Below are 17,799 nucleotides of genomic sequence, written 5' to 3' on the forward strand. Positions count from 1 at the left end.
CTATTTTTAAATTGATAAATTAAGCCCAGCAAATAGCGTATTCCCGTACAATACAGGAAGATCCCAAAGTTTAGTCGTTTCATTTAAAACAGAAGTATCTGGACGACTCACCTGAAAACCTGCTCCCATATTTAAACGAACAGAACGTGACATACGAAGAAACATTTGAGGCATTAAGTATGAATATTTTAAGTCAGAATTTAGAGAATTAGCAGTAAAGAAATCACTTGAAGAGACCTTTACTTCCCCATAAGTCAAAAGGAATTGAATTTCATGTGAAACCATAATTCCAAGGTTGGCCTTAATATGTGAGATGTCACCAACGGCCATTTCTTCGTCATTATCAAGAGTGTCTGCAAAAACTCTTTCATAATCAACACCAAGCGCAACGGCACCAAAGCGTTTTTCTGTAGAAACTCCTAAAAGACGATCATTTCTTTGTGTTGAAAATTCACTATCACCTTTAAATCTCATCCCTAGGTATGTATCGATAATGAGCTTATTATAATCATTACCAATTTCAAGCCAATTGAAGCCAAGCTTAACACCTGAATTGGCCTGTTCAAATTCAGAAGTTTCTAAAGACTGAGCTCCCCTAGCAGATAAGTCGATAAAGATGCCGTGAGCAAATCCCATCTTTAAATTAAAATTTACAAAATTTATATTTTCATCAGTAATGAATGATTTATTTGCAACATAGCCTAGAGAGAAATCATAATACTCTGGTAAAAAGGCCCAAAAATCAGAGCTAGAGCTAGATGTTTGTGCACGAGAAACACTTCTTTCACTTCTAGCAGGAGCACTAGGTCTTGTTGTCACAGGATTATAAGAGCCACCATTACTAGATGATGACTTTGGTGAATAGTCCACCAATGCGAAAGCAGAAAAGTTGAATAAAATTGCCAGGGTTGCAGCTGTTAAGATATTCATCAAAAACATTCCTTGTTCATTGAAAATTTAACGCCTTCTTAGCGTCTACTTAATTGTATCTTTATATTTTCTTAATTTCAATGCGTGCATAACCTACCGCAAGCATCAAGTACTTCAAAAATAACAGTAACTTGCCCGAGCGCGTTCATAAATTAACCTGAAAATACGTATAGCATCAAAGGAAATGTATGCCGTCTGCCAAATAGTCTCTAAAATTTATAAAATAACTCTAGAGATTTTCACGAAAAATTTCAAAGCGAAATTCAGGAGGAATGAGTTGATCGAGTTAGGATTTTTAAAACGCTATGATTCAATTAAGAGATTAATCGACTTTGGTGCAAATGGATATTTCCCATTATTTGAAGATATTGCAATGGGAAGTGATTTCGAAGAGATTCGAATGACAAAAGCTCAACGCCTTAAAGCAAAGTCCCTGCTTAAGAAAATTTCATCACATAATAACCTAGAAAAACAACGCGTTCTCTTTTCAACATTTGATGAGATTGACCAATACATCGTCGCTCGTGCATTAGTTGAAATGGTAGAAGGAAAGATCTTAGATGCTAACCCACAGCTTCAATAAGCTATTAATCATTGCAACAATCGCTCTAAGCGCTAATGCTGAATACCGAGTCTATCAGTACATGGTCTCTTCACGTCTAAATCCGAGAGGGCCAGCGAGTGTGATCATTACTTCAACACTTGATCCAAATTCATATGTAAAGTACCACGGAGGCAATCGCTCTATTCGCGTCAACCTCCTTAACACTTGGATGTGTAAAGGTCATACTGGTGGCGATCCAGTTTGTGCAGCACCGCTTGCCAAGCTAATGGATGTAACAAATCCAGAAGAAGCACAAGAGCAAGGAAATAACGGCACACTATGAGAATTGAAGATAGCAACCAATTTAGTAAGCAGAACTTAAAGCTTAAAAATGAGCGCGAACGCCTTATTAAGGATAAAAAACAAGAAATTGAATCAATCCGTAAAAACTATAATCAGATGGCAAGTGATCAAAGGATTATCGGAGAAGAAAAACTAGATTCAGTACGTGATCAAAACCAAGTAGCTATCATCGAATCACTCAATCATAAAGAGGCCAGGCTTAATGAAATAAAAAATAGTCTTGAAAAAACTGGTCAACAATTTGCAAAGCAAGAAAAGCATACAAAACTTCAAACAGATGCCAATATTGCTGCCATTAGAGACAACTATCAGCAACAATTAGAATATGTCCATCAAAGAGGTCGTGACGATCTTGAGGATACATCAAATACTGTCAACGAATTGGCCCAAAAGGTTAAGTACGACAATGAAGAGTTCATTATTGACGAGACAGCAAAAGCCAAGAATCTCGCCAATGAAATTTCCGTTAGAAATGATGGCTTTATTCAACGAATTAATAAACAATTCGATCAACGTGTTGATAAATTATCAAAAGAAAATTCGACAACCGTTAAAGACCTTGAAAGAGAGCAACGCAAAGAGATGTCTAAGCTAAAAAGCGATCACCATTTCAAGCTAACTCAAACAGATGTTTTTCAACAAAATGAGCTAAAAAGCCAAAAAGCATTCCACGAGGATACTGTAAAAAGCAGAAAAGATGCCTTCGAAAAAAAGTATGCGGATCTTCAAAAGGAACACCAAGGCCTAATGGGGCGCCTTAAAACAAAAATAGATGAAGAGTTAAATGCTCTTAAGAGTTATTATACAAAGGCCAAGGAGACGATCCAAGAAAAAGGCCAAGATAGCTTTTACAATATTACAAAGCTAGAGCCTAACATTAAAAGTGATCAGAACTTTTACTACTTCTCTATTGAAGTGCCTAAACACGAAGAAGAAACTATTCATATCAATGCTCAAGAGCGTGGCATTACAGTTACACAGAATAGAAAATTCGATCAGCGTGTTGAAGAAAATGGAAACACTTTCAAGTCAAAACGTTCAGAGAGTTTAGTTAGACAATTTGATGTACCAGAAATTCTCGATGGAACTAAGGTAAGTCGAAATTACGATCTTGAAACTTCGACTCTTACCTATCGTATTGCAAAAAGATAATTCTTATAAAATATCACGATCTCTTTGGTGAAACTCAACCTTATTCACACGAATGAGCGTTTTAATTTCACGCTTAATCGGAGCAACCCAACGAGGGTGAAGCTGAACATTTAAAGTTAGAAGTCTTTCGTCTGATACAGCATCAAGAACTTCTTCACTTACAATTTCAATATCCTCAACTCTTGAGTATAGAATCTCCTTAACATGTCCACGAATTCGACCATTTGAAAGCACTTCAATATAGAAGTTTTGCTTGGCCTTCTCAGACTCAAGCATACGATAAACTGGGTTAATAAGACGCAGAACTGCAAAAAGTGAAATTGTAATCAAACTAGCAATCACAGGATAACCAAATCCAACAGTCATCCCAATAGCAGCTACAACCCATACAGTAGCTGCAGTCGTCATCCCTACAACATTACCACGGCCTTGTATAATGGCCCCTGCACCCAAGAAACCGATACCGCTTACAATTTGCGCGGCCATCCGATTGGGATCGGCCACCGTGCCCATATGCTCACTCATGGTCAGAACACTAAGAGATGTATATGTTGCTGCCCCTAGACAGATCAACATATTCGTCTTTATCCCAGCAGATTTCATCTTCTGTTCACGGTCATATCCGATAAAGCCACCTAGAAAGATTGAGCAAACAACTTTGATGCCCATCGAAATATAAACTGGTTGCTCTCCAATGAATTCAATATACATATAACCTCTTGTGGAATAAAATAAACTAAAGTCTATTTTAACAAGGATTTATCAGTTGAAAAGGGCCAAGGCCGTAAATTTTTTAGCTATTCAGACGAATAACTACCTTAATCTCAAGGCAGACTTCACAATGAGTGAAAATTTGTATTCGAAGAATAAGGACTTTGAAAAATTTGAAGCGCGTTTTCCTATTCAAGCTTATAAATTACTTAGGGCATATGAGTTCGAAATTAAGGTTGTGGCCTTAGATCAAAATAACAAAGAACTCTTCACAAAGAACTTAGAAACAGATTCATATGGAGGCCTGCTTGCCAAGATACCTCTTCCTAGAGATTGCAAGGATTGCTTGGCAAAGATTGAAGCCTACGAAATTTCTAAATACCCAGGGCTTGAGTTACATCTTGGGACCTTCATCCCATTAAAGATTACAGATAATCGAAAAATTATTATCTGTGACTTTGATAAGACGCTTGTTGAAACAAAATACTCGAAGCCAAGTGAAATCTATGACTCATTAACAAGTCCTTTAAAGAATTATCCAACATTAGATAATTCAGTGAAACTTCTTAAGTCATATATTGAAATGGGATATCACCCATTTATTCTTTCAGCATCTCCACACTTTTATGAAGATGCAATTCGTGACTGGCTATACGCTAATGAAATTTTCACGGCCGGTATCTTTCTAAAAGATTATCGCCGCATTCTTTCTATATTAGAAAATGATCTAACTCCAAAAGATATCAAGACTCAAGGAATTTATAAGCTAGGCCACTTACTCGATATCGTTAACATGACAGATATTCCATCTTCTGTTGTTTTAATGGGAGATAATTTTGAGTCAGACCCATTAATTTATCTAACATTCTCTGAGCTGTTATCCGGCCGAGTTGAGCCGAGACAGCTTTGGAATGAGCTAAAAAGAGTGGAAGACTTTAAAGTTACAGCACGTCAAAACGGACTTTTCTTAAATAAGATTTTTCAAATCAAGGATAATGTAAAACACCATGGGCTTGATAAAGAAGTGAAGATTTACATTAGAAAAAAAGGCAATGAATCGCAGCTAAATATTCGCGCTCCGTTCAACTCTTACCATGGAAAGATTGAGTTATATGATGGAAATCTTCTAGCAAATGAAAGTGAGACTAAGAAGCAAATAGAAGCTCAGGGGCCCACAGAATAATTTGTCCAATACAAATATATAGACCTACTTTATGAAACCTTTGAGTGAAATCTTCACCAAAGTTTTTAGAAAATTGTTTTGAAATAGGCCAGTTGGCCGGAGAGAATCTAGTTAACTCAATGGCCACTCTAAGACCAGACAAGGCAACACATACGGCAATAAAAGTTTGATTGCTAGGATTAACAAGTGAACTTAAAATATTAGACATGAGCGCTCCATTTAAAGAAAATTCTCCACTATACATAGAACTCTTCGACAATTTAGAGGAATCAATTTACCAATTGGCCGCCCTCGATAAGGAAGATGTAAAACTTGCCTGGAGTAATTTGAGAGAAAGCTCATATTTTGGGCCAAATATTTTAAAAGGCGCAATTCATAAACTCTTTAGTCAGGTATTTGCCCACCAAAGTACTTTTTTAAAAGACCATTCGGATGAATACTATAGAAAGTCGTATCATAAGCTAATAACTAGCTACGCTCAAGGCCTAGGTATCAGTCCAAAAGACGCACTTTATTTAAGCTTTATGCATGAGTACTTAAATAACCCAAGTGCTGTCTTTGAAGGGATAAAAGATTATCACTTAGAAGCGAACTCTCCAATTGAGTTAATCAATACTCCAATCCAAGAGACTTTCAATGACAAAATTAGATTTGTTCATTTCAAGTCCGGACAAAACCTTGAGGCCATCGTTATTCAAAACCTAATGTCACCTTTTGCAACATATGGTGGTGTTAATGAAGCGGGATTAAGTGTCCAACTAGTGCAAAGAGATGCATTAAAGATCAACTATAAGGGAATGAGCGCAAGCTACTTGGCCCTAGTTGTTTTATTAGGTTTCAACGATATTAATGAGGCCGTAAAATTCTTAAAAGAACAAGAGCTTGTTTTCCACTGGGAGTTCCATATAAAGGATGCTGGTGGTAATTACCGAGTTGTTGCTATTGATGGCCAAGAAGTTCATGTTTATGACGGCAAAGAAAGGACTGAAAAAGATTATTTTAAATACCATCTTGATACATATAAGAAGAAACATTGGCCGACGACAATCTCGGCCTTAACGATTAATTCAGGTGATATTTATCTTTCAATTTTTGATTCAAAGAAATTTGAAATAAAGCAAATTCACTACTGTGATCTCTTTAAATCGACTTTCTCAGTTGTCTCAAAGAAACAAAAAGTGACGAAATTTTTTAAAGAAATATTTACGATAAAAAACTACCTCAACAACGCGCAAGTAGCTTTTAACAATAATCTTTCGGAAGAGTGTTATCATCAATTGCAACTGGCCATTGTTTTTGCCAAAAAGATGTCAGGGAATGGAAATCAAAAGAAGCTTATCTCAAAGCTTGAACTTACTTTTATGGCCTGCCAGTATATTTTTGAGTCGCATAAAGAAACACAACAATACATTCTACAAAATTTGATAAAATTATATCCATCCTTAGATGACTACCATAGAGATTTAGCACTTATACTAATGCAAAGGCTGCAGATCCTTATGGACGAAAAAATTCATTTAATCGATGGCCCAAAAGAGCTTAAAAGAGTGATTTTTACGGAATCAAAACTTGGAAAATTCCCACACCAGGCCCTAAAGAAAACAACTTTACTAAGGCCAAACCACCTTGATTTCTGCCCGACATCAGGACTGTAGTGGCGCACAAAGAAATTAGAGAATATTTAGCCTTCTGATGGCCTCATTCATCTTCTCTTTTTTGTCTTTTAGCTTCTTTTTCACAGAGCGTTTGCGTTCGTAGAGCTCCTCTACAAAGCTTTTTATCAATGACATACGCTTACTATCATTATTGCTCTCATCAAAATTTTTTGATCCATCACAACCTTTATGAAGCCGCTTCACACGTGTCTGATCTGAGCTTATTTGATCAGTTGGACGCACAGGATTTTCGAGTTTTTTGATATTTAACGCCATGTTCTTATTATAACCTTGTTTAAATTAGACAAAGACTAAATATTATAAAAACTACCTAAGATAAATTACTGAAATTATTCAGTTTTTAAAGATAATTATAATTGTGATTAGGTTGACATTAAAAAACTGTCTTATTCATGCTAAAAGAGCGTAATTTCAAAATGTTAGATTTTTTTAGATTTCTATATATTAGGATTCAATATACGAGGAGAACAACAAATGAAACACACAATTGTTGCGGTAATGAGCATTGTACTAGCAATAACGACAGGGATCTCTTGTAAGAGAGATATGAAACTAGGAAGTAAAGATAATCCTGTTAAACTTTACTTTACACCATCAGTTGATGCAGACACTATTGCGTCGAATTCAGTTCACTTTATCAAATTCTTAGAGAAAGAAACTGGTCTTTACTTCAAGACAGGTATTCCAACAAACTATATCTCAGTTGTTGAATCTTTTGGTTCAAAAAGAGCTGATATTGCTGTTATGAACTCTTTCGGTTACCTAATGGCAAATGAAAAATATGGTGCAAGTGCAAAGCTAAAAGTTCTTCGTTATGGACACGACTACTACCAAGGGCAAATCATTGCTCACGTAGACAGTGGAATTAACTCAATTAAAGATCTTGAAGGTAAGAAATTTGCATACACTGACCCTTCATCAACTTCAGGATACATGTTCCCACTAAAAATTATGATGGAAAACAATGTAAAACCAGGAAACACAACTTTTGCTATTAAGCACGACAACGTTGTAACAATGGTATACCAAAGACAAGTAGATGCTGGTGCAACTTACTACTCTGCTCCTTCAGAAGATGGAACAATCCGTGACGCTCGTTCACGCGTAAAAACTCAATTCCCAGATGTTGAAGATAAAGTAAAAATCGTTCAAATCACTGAAAAAATTCCTAACGATCCATTCGTATTTAGAAAAGATCTACCAGCTGACGTAACAGCAAGCTTTATTGCTGCAGTTAAGAAATACATCGCTACTCCAGATGGAAAAGATGTATTCGAAAATATTTACAGTGTAGGTGGCCTAGTTGATACAACTGATGCAGATTACGATGGACTAAGAAACGTAATTAAAACACTAAATATCAATCTTGAAGAACAACTTAACAAGAAATAGTAGTTTTTTACTTTATTAAATAAAGAGAGAATAAAAATGATTCTAGAAGTTAAAAATGTTAACAAAGTTTATCCGAACGGATGCCACGCCCTAAACAACGTTAGCTTCAACGTTAACAAAGGCGAGTTCCTAGTAATTATCGGTCTATCAGGTTCTGGGAAATCGACAATGCTAAGATGTATGAATCGTCTTCACGACGTTACTAGTGGAGAGATCATCTTCGAAGGACAAGACATCACTAAACTTAAGGGTAGTGCAATGAGAACTGCACGCTCACACATCGGGATGATCTTCCAACACTTTAACTTAATCCCAAGAAGAACTGTTATGACTAACGTTCTTTCTGGAACACTTGCAAGAACAGGAGTTATCAAGTCGGTACTTGGTATCTACTCTGAAGAAGATAAGAAAAAAGCAATGGAATACATCAAGATTGTTGGTCTTGAAGGTAAAGAAAACGTACGTGCAGACAATCTTTCAGGTGGTCAGCAACAACGTGTAGCTATTGCTCGCGCTCTTATGCAAAACCCTAAGGTTCTTCTTGCTGATGAGCCAGTTGCGTCTCTTGACCCTGCAACTTCTCACTCTGTTATGCAATACCTTAAAAAAGTTAACGAAGAACTTGGTGTTACAGTTATCTGTAACCTTCACTTCTTATCACTTGTTAGAGAATACGCATCACGCGTAGTAGCTCTAAAAGGTGGAAAGCTGATCTATGAAGGTCAACCACTTGATATTAACGAAGAATGGTTCCAGACAATTTATGGCGAAGACGCTGTAGAAGTAACAATTAACTAAGTTTTTTGGATATAGGATTAAATAATGACAACGACGACTCAAACGGCAGATACGCAAGTTAATAACTTACCAAAACCAAGAGAAGAGTACACATCATACAAAGTTAAGATGAATTTCTTTTCTTTCTTAATCGATTTTCTTCTTTGGTCATACATGATTCTTGTTTCATGGAAGATCGTATGGGAGAGACTAATTCTTGGTCTACGTTACCCAGACTTTTCTTGGAACCAACCACTAATCGCTCTTGGAGCAGGTTTTGTAGTAGCAGCAGCTCTTTATACAACTAAAATGTCTCTTGGACGCGGATTAACTGGTATTATGAAAAGAGATGAGAACACTCTATTTATGAAAGAGCCATTCTCATTCGTACTTATTGCAACAGTAGCACTAACATTTATTGCTAGTATTTATGTTTCACAAATTTCAATTTATGAATTCCTTTCTGAATCAGGAATGACTGGTGCTAAGAGAATCTTTACAGCTCTTTTAACACCAAACTTTGCAATTTTTGAAGAAGCTCTTTTTGCAGCAATTGAAACGATCTACATGGCCTTCATTGCAACGGCCGTAGCACTTCCAATTGCATTTGTTCTAGCGTTCTTTGCAGCTAGAAACCTAATGAATGGATCTCGTCTAACAATGACAATTTACTCTGTTGTTAGATTCTTTCTAAACGTTTCACGCTCAATTGAGCCACTAGTATGGGCGATTATCTTCTCTGTATGGGTTGGTATTGGACCTTTCGCTGGTATGATGGCACTTTGTCTTCACTCTGTATCTTCACTTTCGAAGCTATACTCTGAGCAAATTGAAAACGTTTCTAATGGACCGATTGAAGCAATGATGGCAACAGGTGCACACCCAGTTCAAGTAATCTGGTTTGGTGTTGTTCCACAAATCGTTCTTCCATACCTATCTTTCTCAATCTACCGTTGGGACATCAACGTACGTATGGCCACAGTAATTGGTCTAGTTGGTGGTGGTGGTATTGGTACAATGCTAATGCAGTACCAAGGTCTAGCGAAATGGAATGAAGTTGGTCTTCTAGTAATCGTTATTGCAGCGATTGTTTGGATCATGGACTGGCTATCTTCTAAGATTCGTGAAGCAATCAAGTAGAACTGATAATTCAATATTTCAATACAAAAGAAGGCCCGCATCCGCGGGCCTTTTTATTTCTCTCCCTAAATAATTAAATCTTAGTTTTCACACATTCCTTTTTTAGAAAATGAGTCTTGAATCTTAAGCGCATCACCTTTTGTATACCAAAACTGGCTATGAGGTTTATCGTTTATCAAGATACGATAATGATTCTTAGCTGGATGCTTTTGTAGTGAGCAAGCACCCTCTACCGATGCAATGTCTCGCTGGGGGGATGTCCCACAAGAAGCGAGCGTAAGCCCTAATACGGCCATGGCCATTAACTTTTTCATAATTCCTCCTACGTCCTAATCACGTAGTAAAATTATCGGATAATCTTAAGAATAACTTTAGCGTATTACTCAACTATTATTGTATTTAAAAAAGAACCGCTTTCATGTATGCTTTATAAAAGGAGAAAAAATGAAAGGAAATCAAGAAGTTATCACTATTTTTAATGAGTTACTAACACAAGAGCTATCGGCCATTGATCTCTATTTCCTTCATTCACGCCTTTTTCAAGACATGGGACTGACTAAATTATATGAGCGCATTGATCATGAAAAAGATGATGAAACAATTCACGCAACCAAGCTAATTGAAAGAATTATCTTCTTAGAGGGCCTACCTGAGTTAGGAACGCGTCTTCCATACAAGCCAAGTCGTGATGTGAAGCAATTATTATCTGATGAGCTTCAGTATGAAGTTGAAAATAGTAAATTACTTAGAAAGGCAATCGCCCTCTGTGAGTCTGTTAATGACTATGTTTCAAGAGACCTACTATTGGGACTACTTTCAGATACTGAAAATGATCATATCGATTGGCTAGAAACTCAACTTTCACTAATTGATAAAATTGGTTTACAAAATTATCTACAGACTGCATCTGAATCTGTTTAAAGAAAGTAAAAAAAAGTAAACATTCACCTGTTTTTTATTTATAATTAGATAAATTAATTAAACACGGATGTTTACTTTTATGAATCTAATTAAAATATCATTTCTCTTAATTTCTTTGAGTTTTATTCAATCCAATGCAATTGCCGCCTTTGCAAAAGTTGTAAATATACGAGGAGAAGTTTCACAACTTCCACCTGGTGCCATGCAAGCAACTTGGATCAAGAAAGGACAATTACTAAAAGAAAATACTTCTATTGTAACCAGACTTCGCTCATTTGTGAAAATTGAGATTCTAGATGACGGAAGTTATATTGTTGTTGGGCCAAATTCTAAAATCGAACTCACAAAAGTGGAAAAGAAATCAGGAAGTATTATTCAGGTTCTAAACGGAAAGATGCGATCTAAGATTGTTCCGGCCAAAAAGTCTAAGGGCCATAGCGCATTTAATAAAGTCTATATCAAAACAAAAACAATGGCCTTAGGTGTTCGAGGAACTGAGTTTGTTACAGTCGTCAGCCAAGAAAACCAAGCAACTTCTGTTGTCACTCTTGAGGGAGAAGTAGCTGTTAAGAAAATTAATAGTGAGAGTATTGATCCTGAAAAAACCGTTAGAGACAATCTTGACCGCGATGATGTTACGATTGTTAAAAAAGGGACTGCATCAACAACATATGCACACCTATATGACGAAACTCCACCACAAAAAGTTAACCCAAGCCAGCTTATAGCACTTGAAAAGAATGAGAATTTAGAAAGTGTGAAAAGAAGCGATATCCAAAAAGCAACGACAGAGGATCTTAGTAAGAAACAGATCACAGATCTTTATGGCAAGGATGTTGAAGAAGACGAAGTTCCAAAAAATGGTGCTATCGTCGATCTTGATTCTGCGATTTTTATACCAGCGATCCAAGACGAGTCACTTGATGTTGGGAGTGTTGATAAGAACACAGGGCAATTTGTTGCTGCCAATGGAATCGAGCTAGACAAAAAGAAAGGCTTTGTTGCAACTAAGCAAGATGATGAGACAAAAGAAGTTGTCAAAAAACTTAATGACAAAATTGAATACAAAGAAGTTCAAGGTCATGAAGTTGTAGACCACCGCCCTTATACAGGTGCTGCCAAATTAGCAGGTATGCAAAATTCGTGGGGACTTAAAACAGGAATTAGTGCCAAGCAAATGAATTATGCGACGATGGGAAATATGAATGGAAGTGATGATGACAATTATATCGGACTTGGTGCTGATATTATTGGACATTACCGTCATGTTTTAAATCAACAACTATACCTTGATTACATCTTTGGAATTCATGCCTATTTCATGGATCGAGATAAACTAGAACCAGAAGAAATGGATGATGATATTCTGACATTTGAGCTAGGAATTCAAGCTTATTACCGATTAAATAATCGCTTCAGACTTACAGCAGGTTATTTTATGAATGACGAAATGTTTCTAGTTGCACGATTTGAAACGAGCCTAACTCCAGTAATGGATCAAAGAACACAATTTGCACCTTACCTTAAATTTGGTGCTGAATATGACTACAGTGATAATTGGACATTCCTAACAAATTACCGTTCATATATTGTTGACACTCATCATCCAAATATTGCCATCTACTCTGGAAAAGGTTTTGAACTAGGAGCGAGAAGACATCTTTCGAAGTCAACTGCCCTCTTATTTAATTTCTTACACCGCGAATTTATTGCACAAGATATTATCGTTAAAAATAAAGACTTTAGCGTCTTATATGAAATGGAGTTTTAATGAGAGCGCTATTATTAATTACACTACTTTTTAGTTTATCATCATGTTTTAAAACAGATGCTGATGGTAATGCCTACCTTTTTGAAAATGATAATAGGGCCGTACTCTCTTTTGAATTCTTCAATGCTGACACAACCTTAACTTGGTATTTTGGAATTCAAAACCAAGTTGGGACAAGTGCAACAGATGTGGAAGGCTTTAATTCCTCACAGTACTGGTGTATTGAGAATGTTTATATTCAATTGAATTCTGGGGATGTCTCAAGTGCTAACTTTGATGTTGTCTTAAATAACACTCCAACGGGTGCAGGAATTGGTTTCCCTGGTGGAAATGTAAATATTTCGATAGCTCCCGGTGATCAGGTTAAGGCATATATGACCTGCTCGACTTGCATAAACGGATACGGAACAATTAATTTTGAACTTGGGAAGTGTAACTAGCTCAATTTCTTTCTGCTGAATTTTATGAGTGCGAGGTAAATTATAAGATCAGCGAGATAAAAAATTGGAATCCAGTACTTGTGAAAAACAATAAAGTTTAAAAAGAAATACAAATAATAAATGATATTGACACAAAGGCCGACAAGTAAGAATTTGTCGGCTTTTTTGTATGCAAGATAAGCAAAGCGAATATAGACTAATAAACTCAAAAAAGCGACGACACGATAAGATGCTGTTAAGAGTTTACTCATATTAAATGGCATGATTAATTTTGTGAGCTCATTAGTTGTCTTTGAAAGTACATCATCACTTATACAACATGCACCACTGCCCTCAATTAAATACAGAAAGAAATGAATCCCAAAAATAAAAAGGGCCAAGTAAACCACTATCTTATACATCGTTATAAGTAGACTATGTTCTTTTAGAATATTGCTTAAGATACTCCACAGATCTAGACGAGCAAGAAAAATGAAGAAGAAAATAAGAAGAGTAACTCCAATCTTATAATCAGAATACATGGGAACAAAAACCAAAGAAGTAATAAGAAAACAAATCATCCCTTGATAAAAAGGCATTCTTTCAATTGGCAAAGTCGATTTAAAAATTAGCTTAACTCGTAAAGCATGAAAGCTTAATGCAAGATAGTACAGAGCAGCTAAAAGAGTAAAAGCTACATATATAATTACATTTAGATCAGAGAGTGAATATTCCATAAATTTTCTTAAGATCATCATAATTCAAGCAAGCTAATTTTACTATATTAAAACAATATATTTTATTCAACGACCTCCCCTTTACACAGTCCCAAATTAAACATAAATACTTGACATTAGACAATAGTTAATAATAAATATTGATAAAAATTTACTTTTTACGGATGGGCCATGAATATTGAAACCTTCAATTTTAATGATGGTAGTGAATACAAATTTGCATTTATTGAGAAAACACAAGCTGATAACTCGACTCCTGTTTTGTATATAGGAGGAGCTCTCCAAAATATCAAAAATATTGAATCAGCTTTAAAAGAGTTCACAAAGAAGCAAAATACAATCATATTTGAATTTTCGAAAATACCAGATAAGTATTTTACTAATAAACAAATCGATATAGATGAAGTTACCAAGAGAATATCAGATATCCTTTCCGATCTTGGTTATAAGAATATTAACCTAATCTGTTCGAGCTTTGGTGGGATTTACGCAAACTCCATTACTCAATCGAAATTGAATATCAAAAAATGTGTTCTAGCAGCATTTGGGCCAATAAGCCAACGAGGTCACGAATATATCGATAATATCATTAATAGTTCATTTATTAATGATAAAGAAGTTTTAAAGAATCAAACTCTGGAAACCTTATTAAACCATGGAGAGAAGAGTAATATAAAAAACTTTTTTTTCGTTAGAAAGTTACTTAGCTATACACTTAGCAAGTTAAACGAAGATGATTTTAAAAGACAATTACTTAGTTGTTACACTCTAAAAAATAAAACGAAAGAGCTCAAAGTACCTACCTGCAAGACCCTCTGTTTTACGGGTGAATATGATATCTTTACACCTTACTCAAATATACAAGACCTAATATCAATTAATGACAACCTTTCAATTCATAAAATAAAAAATACGGATCACTTCTGTCATATTCAAGATAGAAAGTATGTGGCCAACCTCACAAGTGATTTCTTTGATGAAAAATGAGGACATTATTAAATGAATAATATCAGTGCAAACCAAATAATCATTTTAACGATATACCTATCAACATTATATGTGATCGAAAGAAGAAAGATAATTGACTACAATGATGAATATAAGAAAGAGGCCAAATGTTCTCTCATTGTTATGTCGGGTTCACTATTAACAAAATTCATCGGTAGTCCTCTTCTATTTTTAATTGCATCACATATAGAAAAGTATAAATTCTTTGATTTTCAAATGCCTGCTTTAGTAAGGCTAATCTTAGTTTTTATCTTGGTTGATTTCGCATATTATGTTTTTCATCGTACTGCACACCAAGTAAGGCTTCTGTGGGCAAGCCATTCTGTACATCACACTCCTAATGTAATGCAAGTAACAGCAGCTTTAAGACTAGGCTGGGGCGCAGTTATTCCAGGGCAAATAATATTCCTATCTCCTTTACTATTGATTGGAATAAGAGCAGATGAAATTTTCGGAATTCTATCGTTAAATCTATTCTATCAATATTGGCTACACACAGAAGTCATACGAAAACTTCCTAACTTTATCGAGTATCTTTTCAATACACCAAGTCACCACAGAGTTCATCATGGTAGAAACGATATCTATAAGAATAAAAACTTTGGTGGAATATTGATTATTTTTGATCGTCTATTTGGAAGTTTTCAAAAAGAGGAAGAATCGATAAAAATTAAATATGGCAGGTCTGTCCCTATAAAAAGCTATAATCCTTTTTTCGTCGCATTTCACGAATGGATTAGTATTTATAAGGACACAACAAACTACCTTACTCGCAAAGTAAAAAGAATTTCTAATTAACTACTTTACGTATAAGAATTGAACCGGCCACCATTGATAGAACAAAGACAATAATTGGTGCTGATAAGTTAATAAGGTTTACGATTGCTGGCCCAGGACAAATCCCGGCAATCCCCCAACCGATACCAAATAAAGCGGCACCTGTAACAAGCTTTTTATCAACAATCTTATTTGTCGGAAGATGAAATTGAGTGTCACAGATTGGTGCACCACGCTTTGTAATTAGCTTGGTTGCAATTACACCGATAACAACAGCTCCACCCATTACAAATGCAAGAGAAGCATCCCATCCTCCCTGTAAAGAGAAGATATCAAGGAAGCCAATAACTTTCTTCGGATTCACCATACCAGATACAGTAAGCCCAATTCCAAATATGATTCCAGCTAGTAAACTTGTAAATTTTTTCATTATAGTAACCCCACTAAAGAAACAACTGCTATTGCAACGGCCATAAAAGTTAAAGTTGCAACAAATGAGCGCTTAGAAAAACGTGATAATCCACACACACCGTGACCACTTGTACAACCAGAACCAAGTTGTGTTCCTGCTCCAACAAATAATCCTGCGATAATTGCCTTAGGATATGAGAGCTCTAGTGCGTAAGAGAAGAAATCAGGATTAACAAACTTAACGATCAGTCCACCTGCCAACAGACCGAGGACGAAGAAAACTCTCCAAAACCCGCCATCATTCTTCTTATGGAAGTTAAAAAATATTCCAGAAATACCCGCAACTCGCCCATTAAAATAGAGCAAAAATGCTGCAGCTACTCCAATTAAAATTCCGCCCACAAGCGGCCATGTAAAGTTAGTCATATACTCACCTTTTTGTTAAATATCGTTACTTTGTATTACTTCTTAAGAGTCTTCTAGGACTTTCAAAGTTAAATTAATTATATATAATGATTATAAATTAACATTGATCGCCATCAAACTTGGAAAAACATGATTAAGGAAATCTTAAACAATATTGAACAACCTATTTATCGCCAATATCAAAAAGGTGAAGTTATATACAGAGAGTCAGAATTCCCACAATATCTCTATATTGTAGAAGAAGGCATTATTGGTCTCTACTACAATAGTGAAAATGGAAAAGAGAGCTTCCTAAGAGTTTACGGGCCAGGGGAAATCTTTGGCCATCGTTCATACTTTCTAGAAACTCCTTATCATGCAAACTCAGTTAGCTTGACGAAAGCTAAGCTTATGCTCATCGATCGTAAGCAGTGTGACAATATATGTCTTGAAAGCCCTGCCCTCTTGAAGAATATGACAAAGATTCTCGCAAGAGAGCTAGGAAATGCAGAGAGAAGACTGGCCGGAATGGCAGATAAATCAGCTAAGGCCAGAATTGTTGAGGCACTTGTCTACTTGAAACTCAAGCATCCTGAACACAATTGGACGAGAAAAGAGATAGCTGACTTTGCGGTATCAACTTTTGAAAGTGTGACAAGAATCTTAAGTGAATTAGAGGCGCAAGGTTTAATCACTAAGAGTGGCAGAAGTATTGATATCGTTGATGAGCAGAAGCTACTAAAATTCGCAAATGAGAATTATTAAGATCTTGTTAATTTCTTAGCAAATTTTACATTTAAAATCTCTAGAGCTTGTCTATATCACCCTATTTAGATAGGATGCGGCCAACTGTAACCCACACAAAGGCCATTTTATGAAATTAGCAATTACTCTTTTATCGTTTATCTCATGTCTAGCAATTAGCTCAAACGTAATCGCTTGTGACAATGCCGTAAGTAAGCAACTTGAAAGAAAGATTAGAGCAGATCGCCCTCTAGAAGTGAAGTATCTAATGTACCTTACTCAAGGTAGCGAACTTCTAAATGAAAGAGGAAATAAGCTAGCACAATTCAACGAAGATAAGCTTATCTACTCTGCAATTGGTTCTGAACACTCAGGTTGGTTTAATGCTGCAATTGCTGTTGATCCAGACACATGTTCGGTAGATTACATTGGCTACTTTGCAGCTGAATAAGTCAAAATTATATATTTAAAAATATTCAAGGCCCAGTCTCATCTGGGCCTTTCTATTTCCCAAACAAAATCTATGTAAAAACCTTAAGAAATTCCATAGATTTTTTGAAACTAAAAGCATTTAGTTTAACTAATTAACTTTATAAGGCCTTGAAATCTCATCTTACAATTTTGAAAGTCCACAAAAAATTGCCACAAAATTAAATATTACCCTTAGAAAGCCGATATAAGTAACTGAATTTAGTGATCTGTTCATTAAATGCTTTAATACTAAAGAAATATTATATT

Annotated in this window: 23 protein-coding genes; 15 read left to right on the forward strand and 8 right to left on the reverse strand. The window is 35.6% G+C overall.

Annotation, left to right across the window (positions count from 1 at the left end):
* Positions 1–6 precede the first annotated feature (6 nt).
* On the reverse strand, positions 7–930 hold the full coding sequence (locus ACMAYX_RS02190) for a hypothetical protein (RefSeq protein WP_412471474.1): 924 nt from the start codon (positions 928–930) through the stop codon (positions 7–9).
* 277 nt (positions 931–1,207) lie between these two features.
* Here ACMAYX_RS02190 and ACMAYX_RS02195 point away from each other — a divergent pair, with 277 nt between their 5' ends.
* From ACMAYX_RS02195 to ACMAYX_RS02205, 3 genes are read left to right on the forward strand one after another with little or no spacing between them, the layout of a single operon-like run.
* A complete protein-coding gene (locus ACMAYX_RS02195) occupies positions 1,208–1,513 on the forward strand; it encodes a hypothetical protein (protein WP_103217349.1) in 306 nt (101 codons plus the stop codon).
* Positions 1,491–1,817 (forward strand): hypothetical protein, encoded by a 327-nt coding sequence (locus ACMAYX_RS02200; RefSeq protein ID WP_412471475.1) that lies wholly within the window; start codon positions 1,491–1,493, stop codon positions 1,815–1,817. Before ACMAYX_RS02195 ends, ACMAYX_RS02200 begins: the two co-directional genes overlap by 23 nt.
* Complete coding sequence (locus tag ACMAYX_RS02205) at positions 1,814–2,989, forward strand: Hsp20 family protein (RefSeq protein WP_103217351.1); 1,176 nt, start codon at positions 1,814–1,816, stop codon at positions 2,987–2,989. Before ACMAYX_RS02200 ends, ACMAYX_RS02205 begins: the two co-directional genes overlap by 4 nt.
* 3 nt (positions 2,990–2,992) lie before the next feature.
* Here the strand turns inward: ACMAYX_RS02205 and ACMAYX_RS02210 are convergent, their stop codons facing one another.
* Positions 2,993–3,700: an MgtC/SapB family protein gene (locus tag ACMAYX_RS02210; RefSeq protein ID WP_103217352.1), complete on the reverse strand. Its 708-nt coding sequence runs from the start codon at positions 3,698–3,700 to the stop codon at positions 2,993–2,995.
* 130 nt (positions 3,701–3,830) lie between these two features.
* Between ACMAYX_RS02210 and ACMAYX_RS02215 the strand changes: the two genes are divergently transcribed.
* Positions 3,831–4,883, forward strand: coding sequence for a phosphatase domain-containing protein (locus ACMAYX_RS02215; protein WP_412462654.1), 1,053 nt, complete (start codon positions 3,831–3,833; stop codon positions 4,881–4,883).
* Here the strand turns inward: ACMAYX_RS02215 and ACMAYX_RS02220 are convergent.
* Positions 4,846–5,091, reverse strand: a complete 246-nt coding sequence (locus tag ACMAYX_RS02220) for a hypothetical protein (RefSeq protein ID WP_103217354.1) — start codon at positions 5,089–5,091, stop codon at positions 4,846–4,848. The genes ACMAYX_RS02215 and ACMAYX_RS02220 overlap by 38 nt on opposite strands.
* Here ACMAYX_RS02220 and ACMAYX_RS02225 point away from each other — a divergent pair.
* On the forward strand, positions 5,090–6,538 hold the full coding sequence (locus ACMAYX_RS02225) for a hypothetical protein (protein WP_412462655.1): 1,449 nt from the start codon (positions 5,090–5,092) through the stop codon (positions 6,536–6,538). The genes ACMAYX_RS02220 and ACMAYX_RS02225 overlap by 2 nt on opposite strands.
* 15 nt (positions 6,539–6,553) lie before the next feature.
* Here the strand turns inward: ACMAYX_RS02225 and ACMAYX_RS02230 are convergent, their stop codons facing one another.
* Positions 6,554–6,814, reverse strand: coding sequence for a hypothetical protein (locus tag ACMAYX_RS02230; protein ID WP_103217356.1), 261 nt, complete (start codon positions 6,812–6,814; stop codon positions 6,554–6,556).
* A gap of 219 nt (positions 6,815–7,033) precedes the next feature.
* Between ACMAYX_RS02230 and ACMAYX_RS02235 the strand changes: the two genes are divergently transcribed.
* The 3 genes from ACMAYX_RS02235 to phnE are packed head-to-tail and all read left to right on the forward strand — an operon-like array spanning position 7,034 to position 9,868.
* A complete protein-coding gene (locus tag ACMAYX_RS02235; protein WP_392991797.1) occupies positions 7,034–7,951 on the forward strand; it encodes a phosphate/phosphite/phosphonate ABC transporter substrate-binding protein in 918 nt (305 codons plus the stop codon).
* Between the two features lie 36 nt (positions 7,952–7,987).
* The gene (gene phnC / locus ACMAYX_RS02240; protein ID WP_103217358.1) at positions 7,988–8,749 is read left to right on the forward strand and encodes a phosphonate ABC transporter ATP-binding protein; all 762 of its coding nucleotides are present in this window, start codon (positions 7,988–7,990) and stop codon (positions 8,747–8,749) included.
* A 24-nt stretch (positions 8,750–8,773) separates the two neighbouring features.
* Positions 8,774–9,868: a phosphonate ABC transporter, permease protein PhnE gene (phnE, locus tag ACMAYX_RS02245; RefSeq protein ID WP_103217359.1), complete on the forward strand. Its 1,095-nt coding sequence runs from the start codon at positions 8,774–8,776 to the stop codon at positions 9,866–9,868.
* A gap of 80 nt (positions 9,869–9,948) precedes the next feature.
* Here phnE and ACMAYX_RS02250 read toward each other — a convergent pair whose 3' ends face one another.
* Complete coding sequence (locus ACMAYX_RS02250; RefSeq protein ID WP_392991795.1) at positions 9,949–10,182, reverse strand: hypothetical protein; 234 nt, start codon at positions 10,180–10,182, stop codon at positions 9,949–9,951.
* A gap of 130 nt (positions 10,183–10,312) precedes the next feature.
* Between ACMAYX_RS02250 and bfr the strand changes: the two genes are divergently transcribed.
* The 3 genes from bfr (at position 10,313) to ACMAYX_RS02265 (ending at position 13,000) form a co-directional block, all read left to right on the forward strand.
* Positions 10,313–10,789: a bacterioferritin gene (gene bfr, locus ACMAYX_RS02255; protein WP_103217361.1), complete on the forward strand. Its 477-nt coding sequence runs from the start codon at positions 10,313–10,315 to the stop codon at positions 10,787–10,789.
* Between the two features lie 79 nt (positions 10,790–10,868).
* Entirely contained in the window at positions 10,869–12,560 is a 1,692-nt protein-coding gene (locus ACMAYX_RS02260) for a FecR domain-containing protein (protein WP_412462656.1), read from the forward strand.
* Positions 12,560–13,000, forward strand: a complete 441-nt coding sequence (locus ACMAYX_RS02265) for a hypothetical protein (protein WP_412469602.1) — start codon at positions 12,560–12,562, stop codon at positions 12,998–13,000. The genes ACMAYX_RS02260 and ACMAYX_RS02265 overlap by 1 nt, the downstream gene beginning before the upstream one ends.
* Here ACMAYX_RS02265 and ACMAYX_RS02270 read toward each other — a convergent pair.
* Complete coding sequence (locus ACMAYX_RS02270; RefSeq protein WP_412470670.1) at positions 12,997–13,716, reverse strand: hypothetical protein; 720 nt, start codon at positions 13,714–13,716, stop codon at positions 12,997–12,999. The genes ACMAYX_RS02265 and ACMAYX_RS02270 overlap by 4 nt on opposite strands.
* A 171-nt stretch (positions 13,717–13,887) precedes the next feature.
* On the opposite strand from ACMAYX_RS02270, the gene ACMAYX_RS02275 reads away from it, so the two are divergent.
* On the forward strand, positions 13,888–14,703 hold the full coding sequence (locus tag ACMAYX_RS02275) for an alpha/beta fold hydrolase (RefSeq protein ID WP_392991789.1): 816 nt from the start codon (positions 13,888–13,890) through the stop codon (positions 14,701–14,703).
* A gap of 12 nt (positions 14,704–14,715) precedes the next feature.
* A complete protein-coding gene (locus tag ACMAYX_RS02280) occupies positions 14,716–15,522 on the forward strand; it encodes a sterol desaturase family protein (RefSeq protein ID WP_392991787.1) in 807 nt (268 codons plus the stop codon).
* Here the strand turns inward: ACMAYX_RS02280 and ACMAYX_RS02285 are convergent.
* A complete protein-coding gene (locus tag ACMAYX_RS02285; protein WP_392991785.1) occupies positions 15,515–15,931 on the reverse strand; it encodes a DUF6691 family protein in 417 nt (138 codons plus the stop codon). The two genes, ACMAYX_RS02280 and ACMAYX_RS02285, sit on opposite strands and share 8 nt — an antisense overlap.
* Complete coding sequence (locus ACMAYX_RS02290; protein ID WP_392991783.1) at positions 15,931–16,338, reverse strand: YeeE/YedE family protein; 408 nt, start codon at positions 16,336–16,338, stop codon at positions 15,931–15,933. Before ACMAYX_RS02290 ends, ACMAYX_RS02285 begins: the two co-directional genes overlap by 1 nt.
* A 129-nt stretch (positions 16,339–16,467) precedes the next feature.
* Here ACMAYX_RS02290 and ACMAYX_RS02295 point away from each other — a divergent pair, with 129 nt between their 5' ends.
* Positions 16,468–17,082: a Crp/Fnr family transcriptional regulator gene (locus ACMAYX_RS02295; RefSeq protein ID WP_103217368.1), complete on the forward strand. Its 615-nt coding sequence runs from the start codon at positions 16,468–16,470 to the stop codon at positions 17,080–17,082.
* Positions 17,083–17,191: 109 nt separating this feature from the next.
* The gene (locus ACMAYX_RS02300) at positions 17,192–17,512 is read left to right on the forward strand and encodes a hypothetical protein (RefSeq protein ID WP_103217369.1); all 321 of its coding nucleotides are present in this window, start codon (positions 17,192–17,194) and stop codon (positions 17,510–17,512) included.
* Positions 17,513–17,799 lie beyond the last annotated feature (287 nt).

Origin of the sequence: Halobacteriovorax sp. RT-2-3, assembly GCF_047085075.1 — a bacterium.
In the GTDB taxonomy this organism is placed as follows: domain Bacteria; phylum Bdellovibrionota; class Bacteriovoracia; order Bacteriovoracales; family Bacteriovoracaceae; genus Halobacteriovorax_A.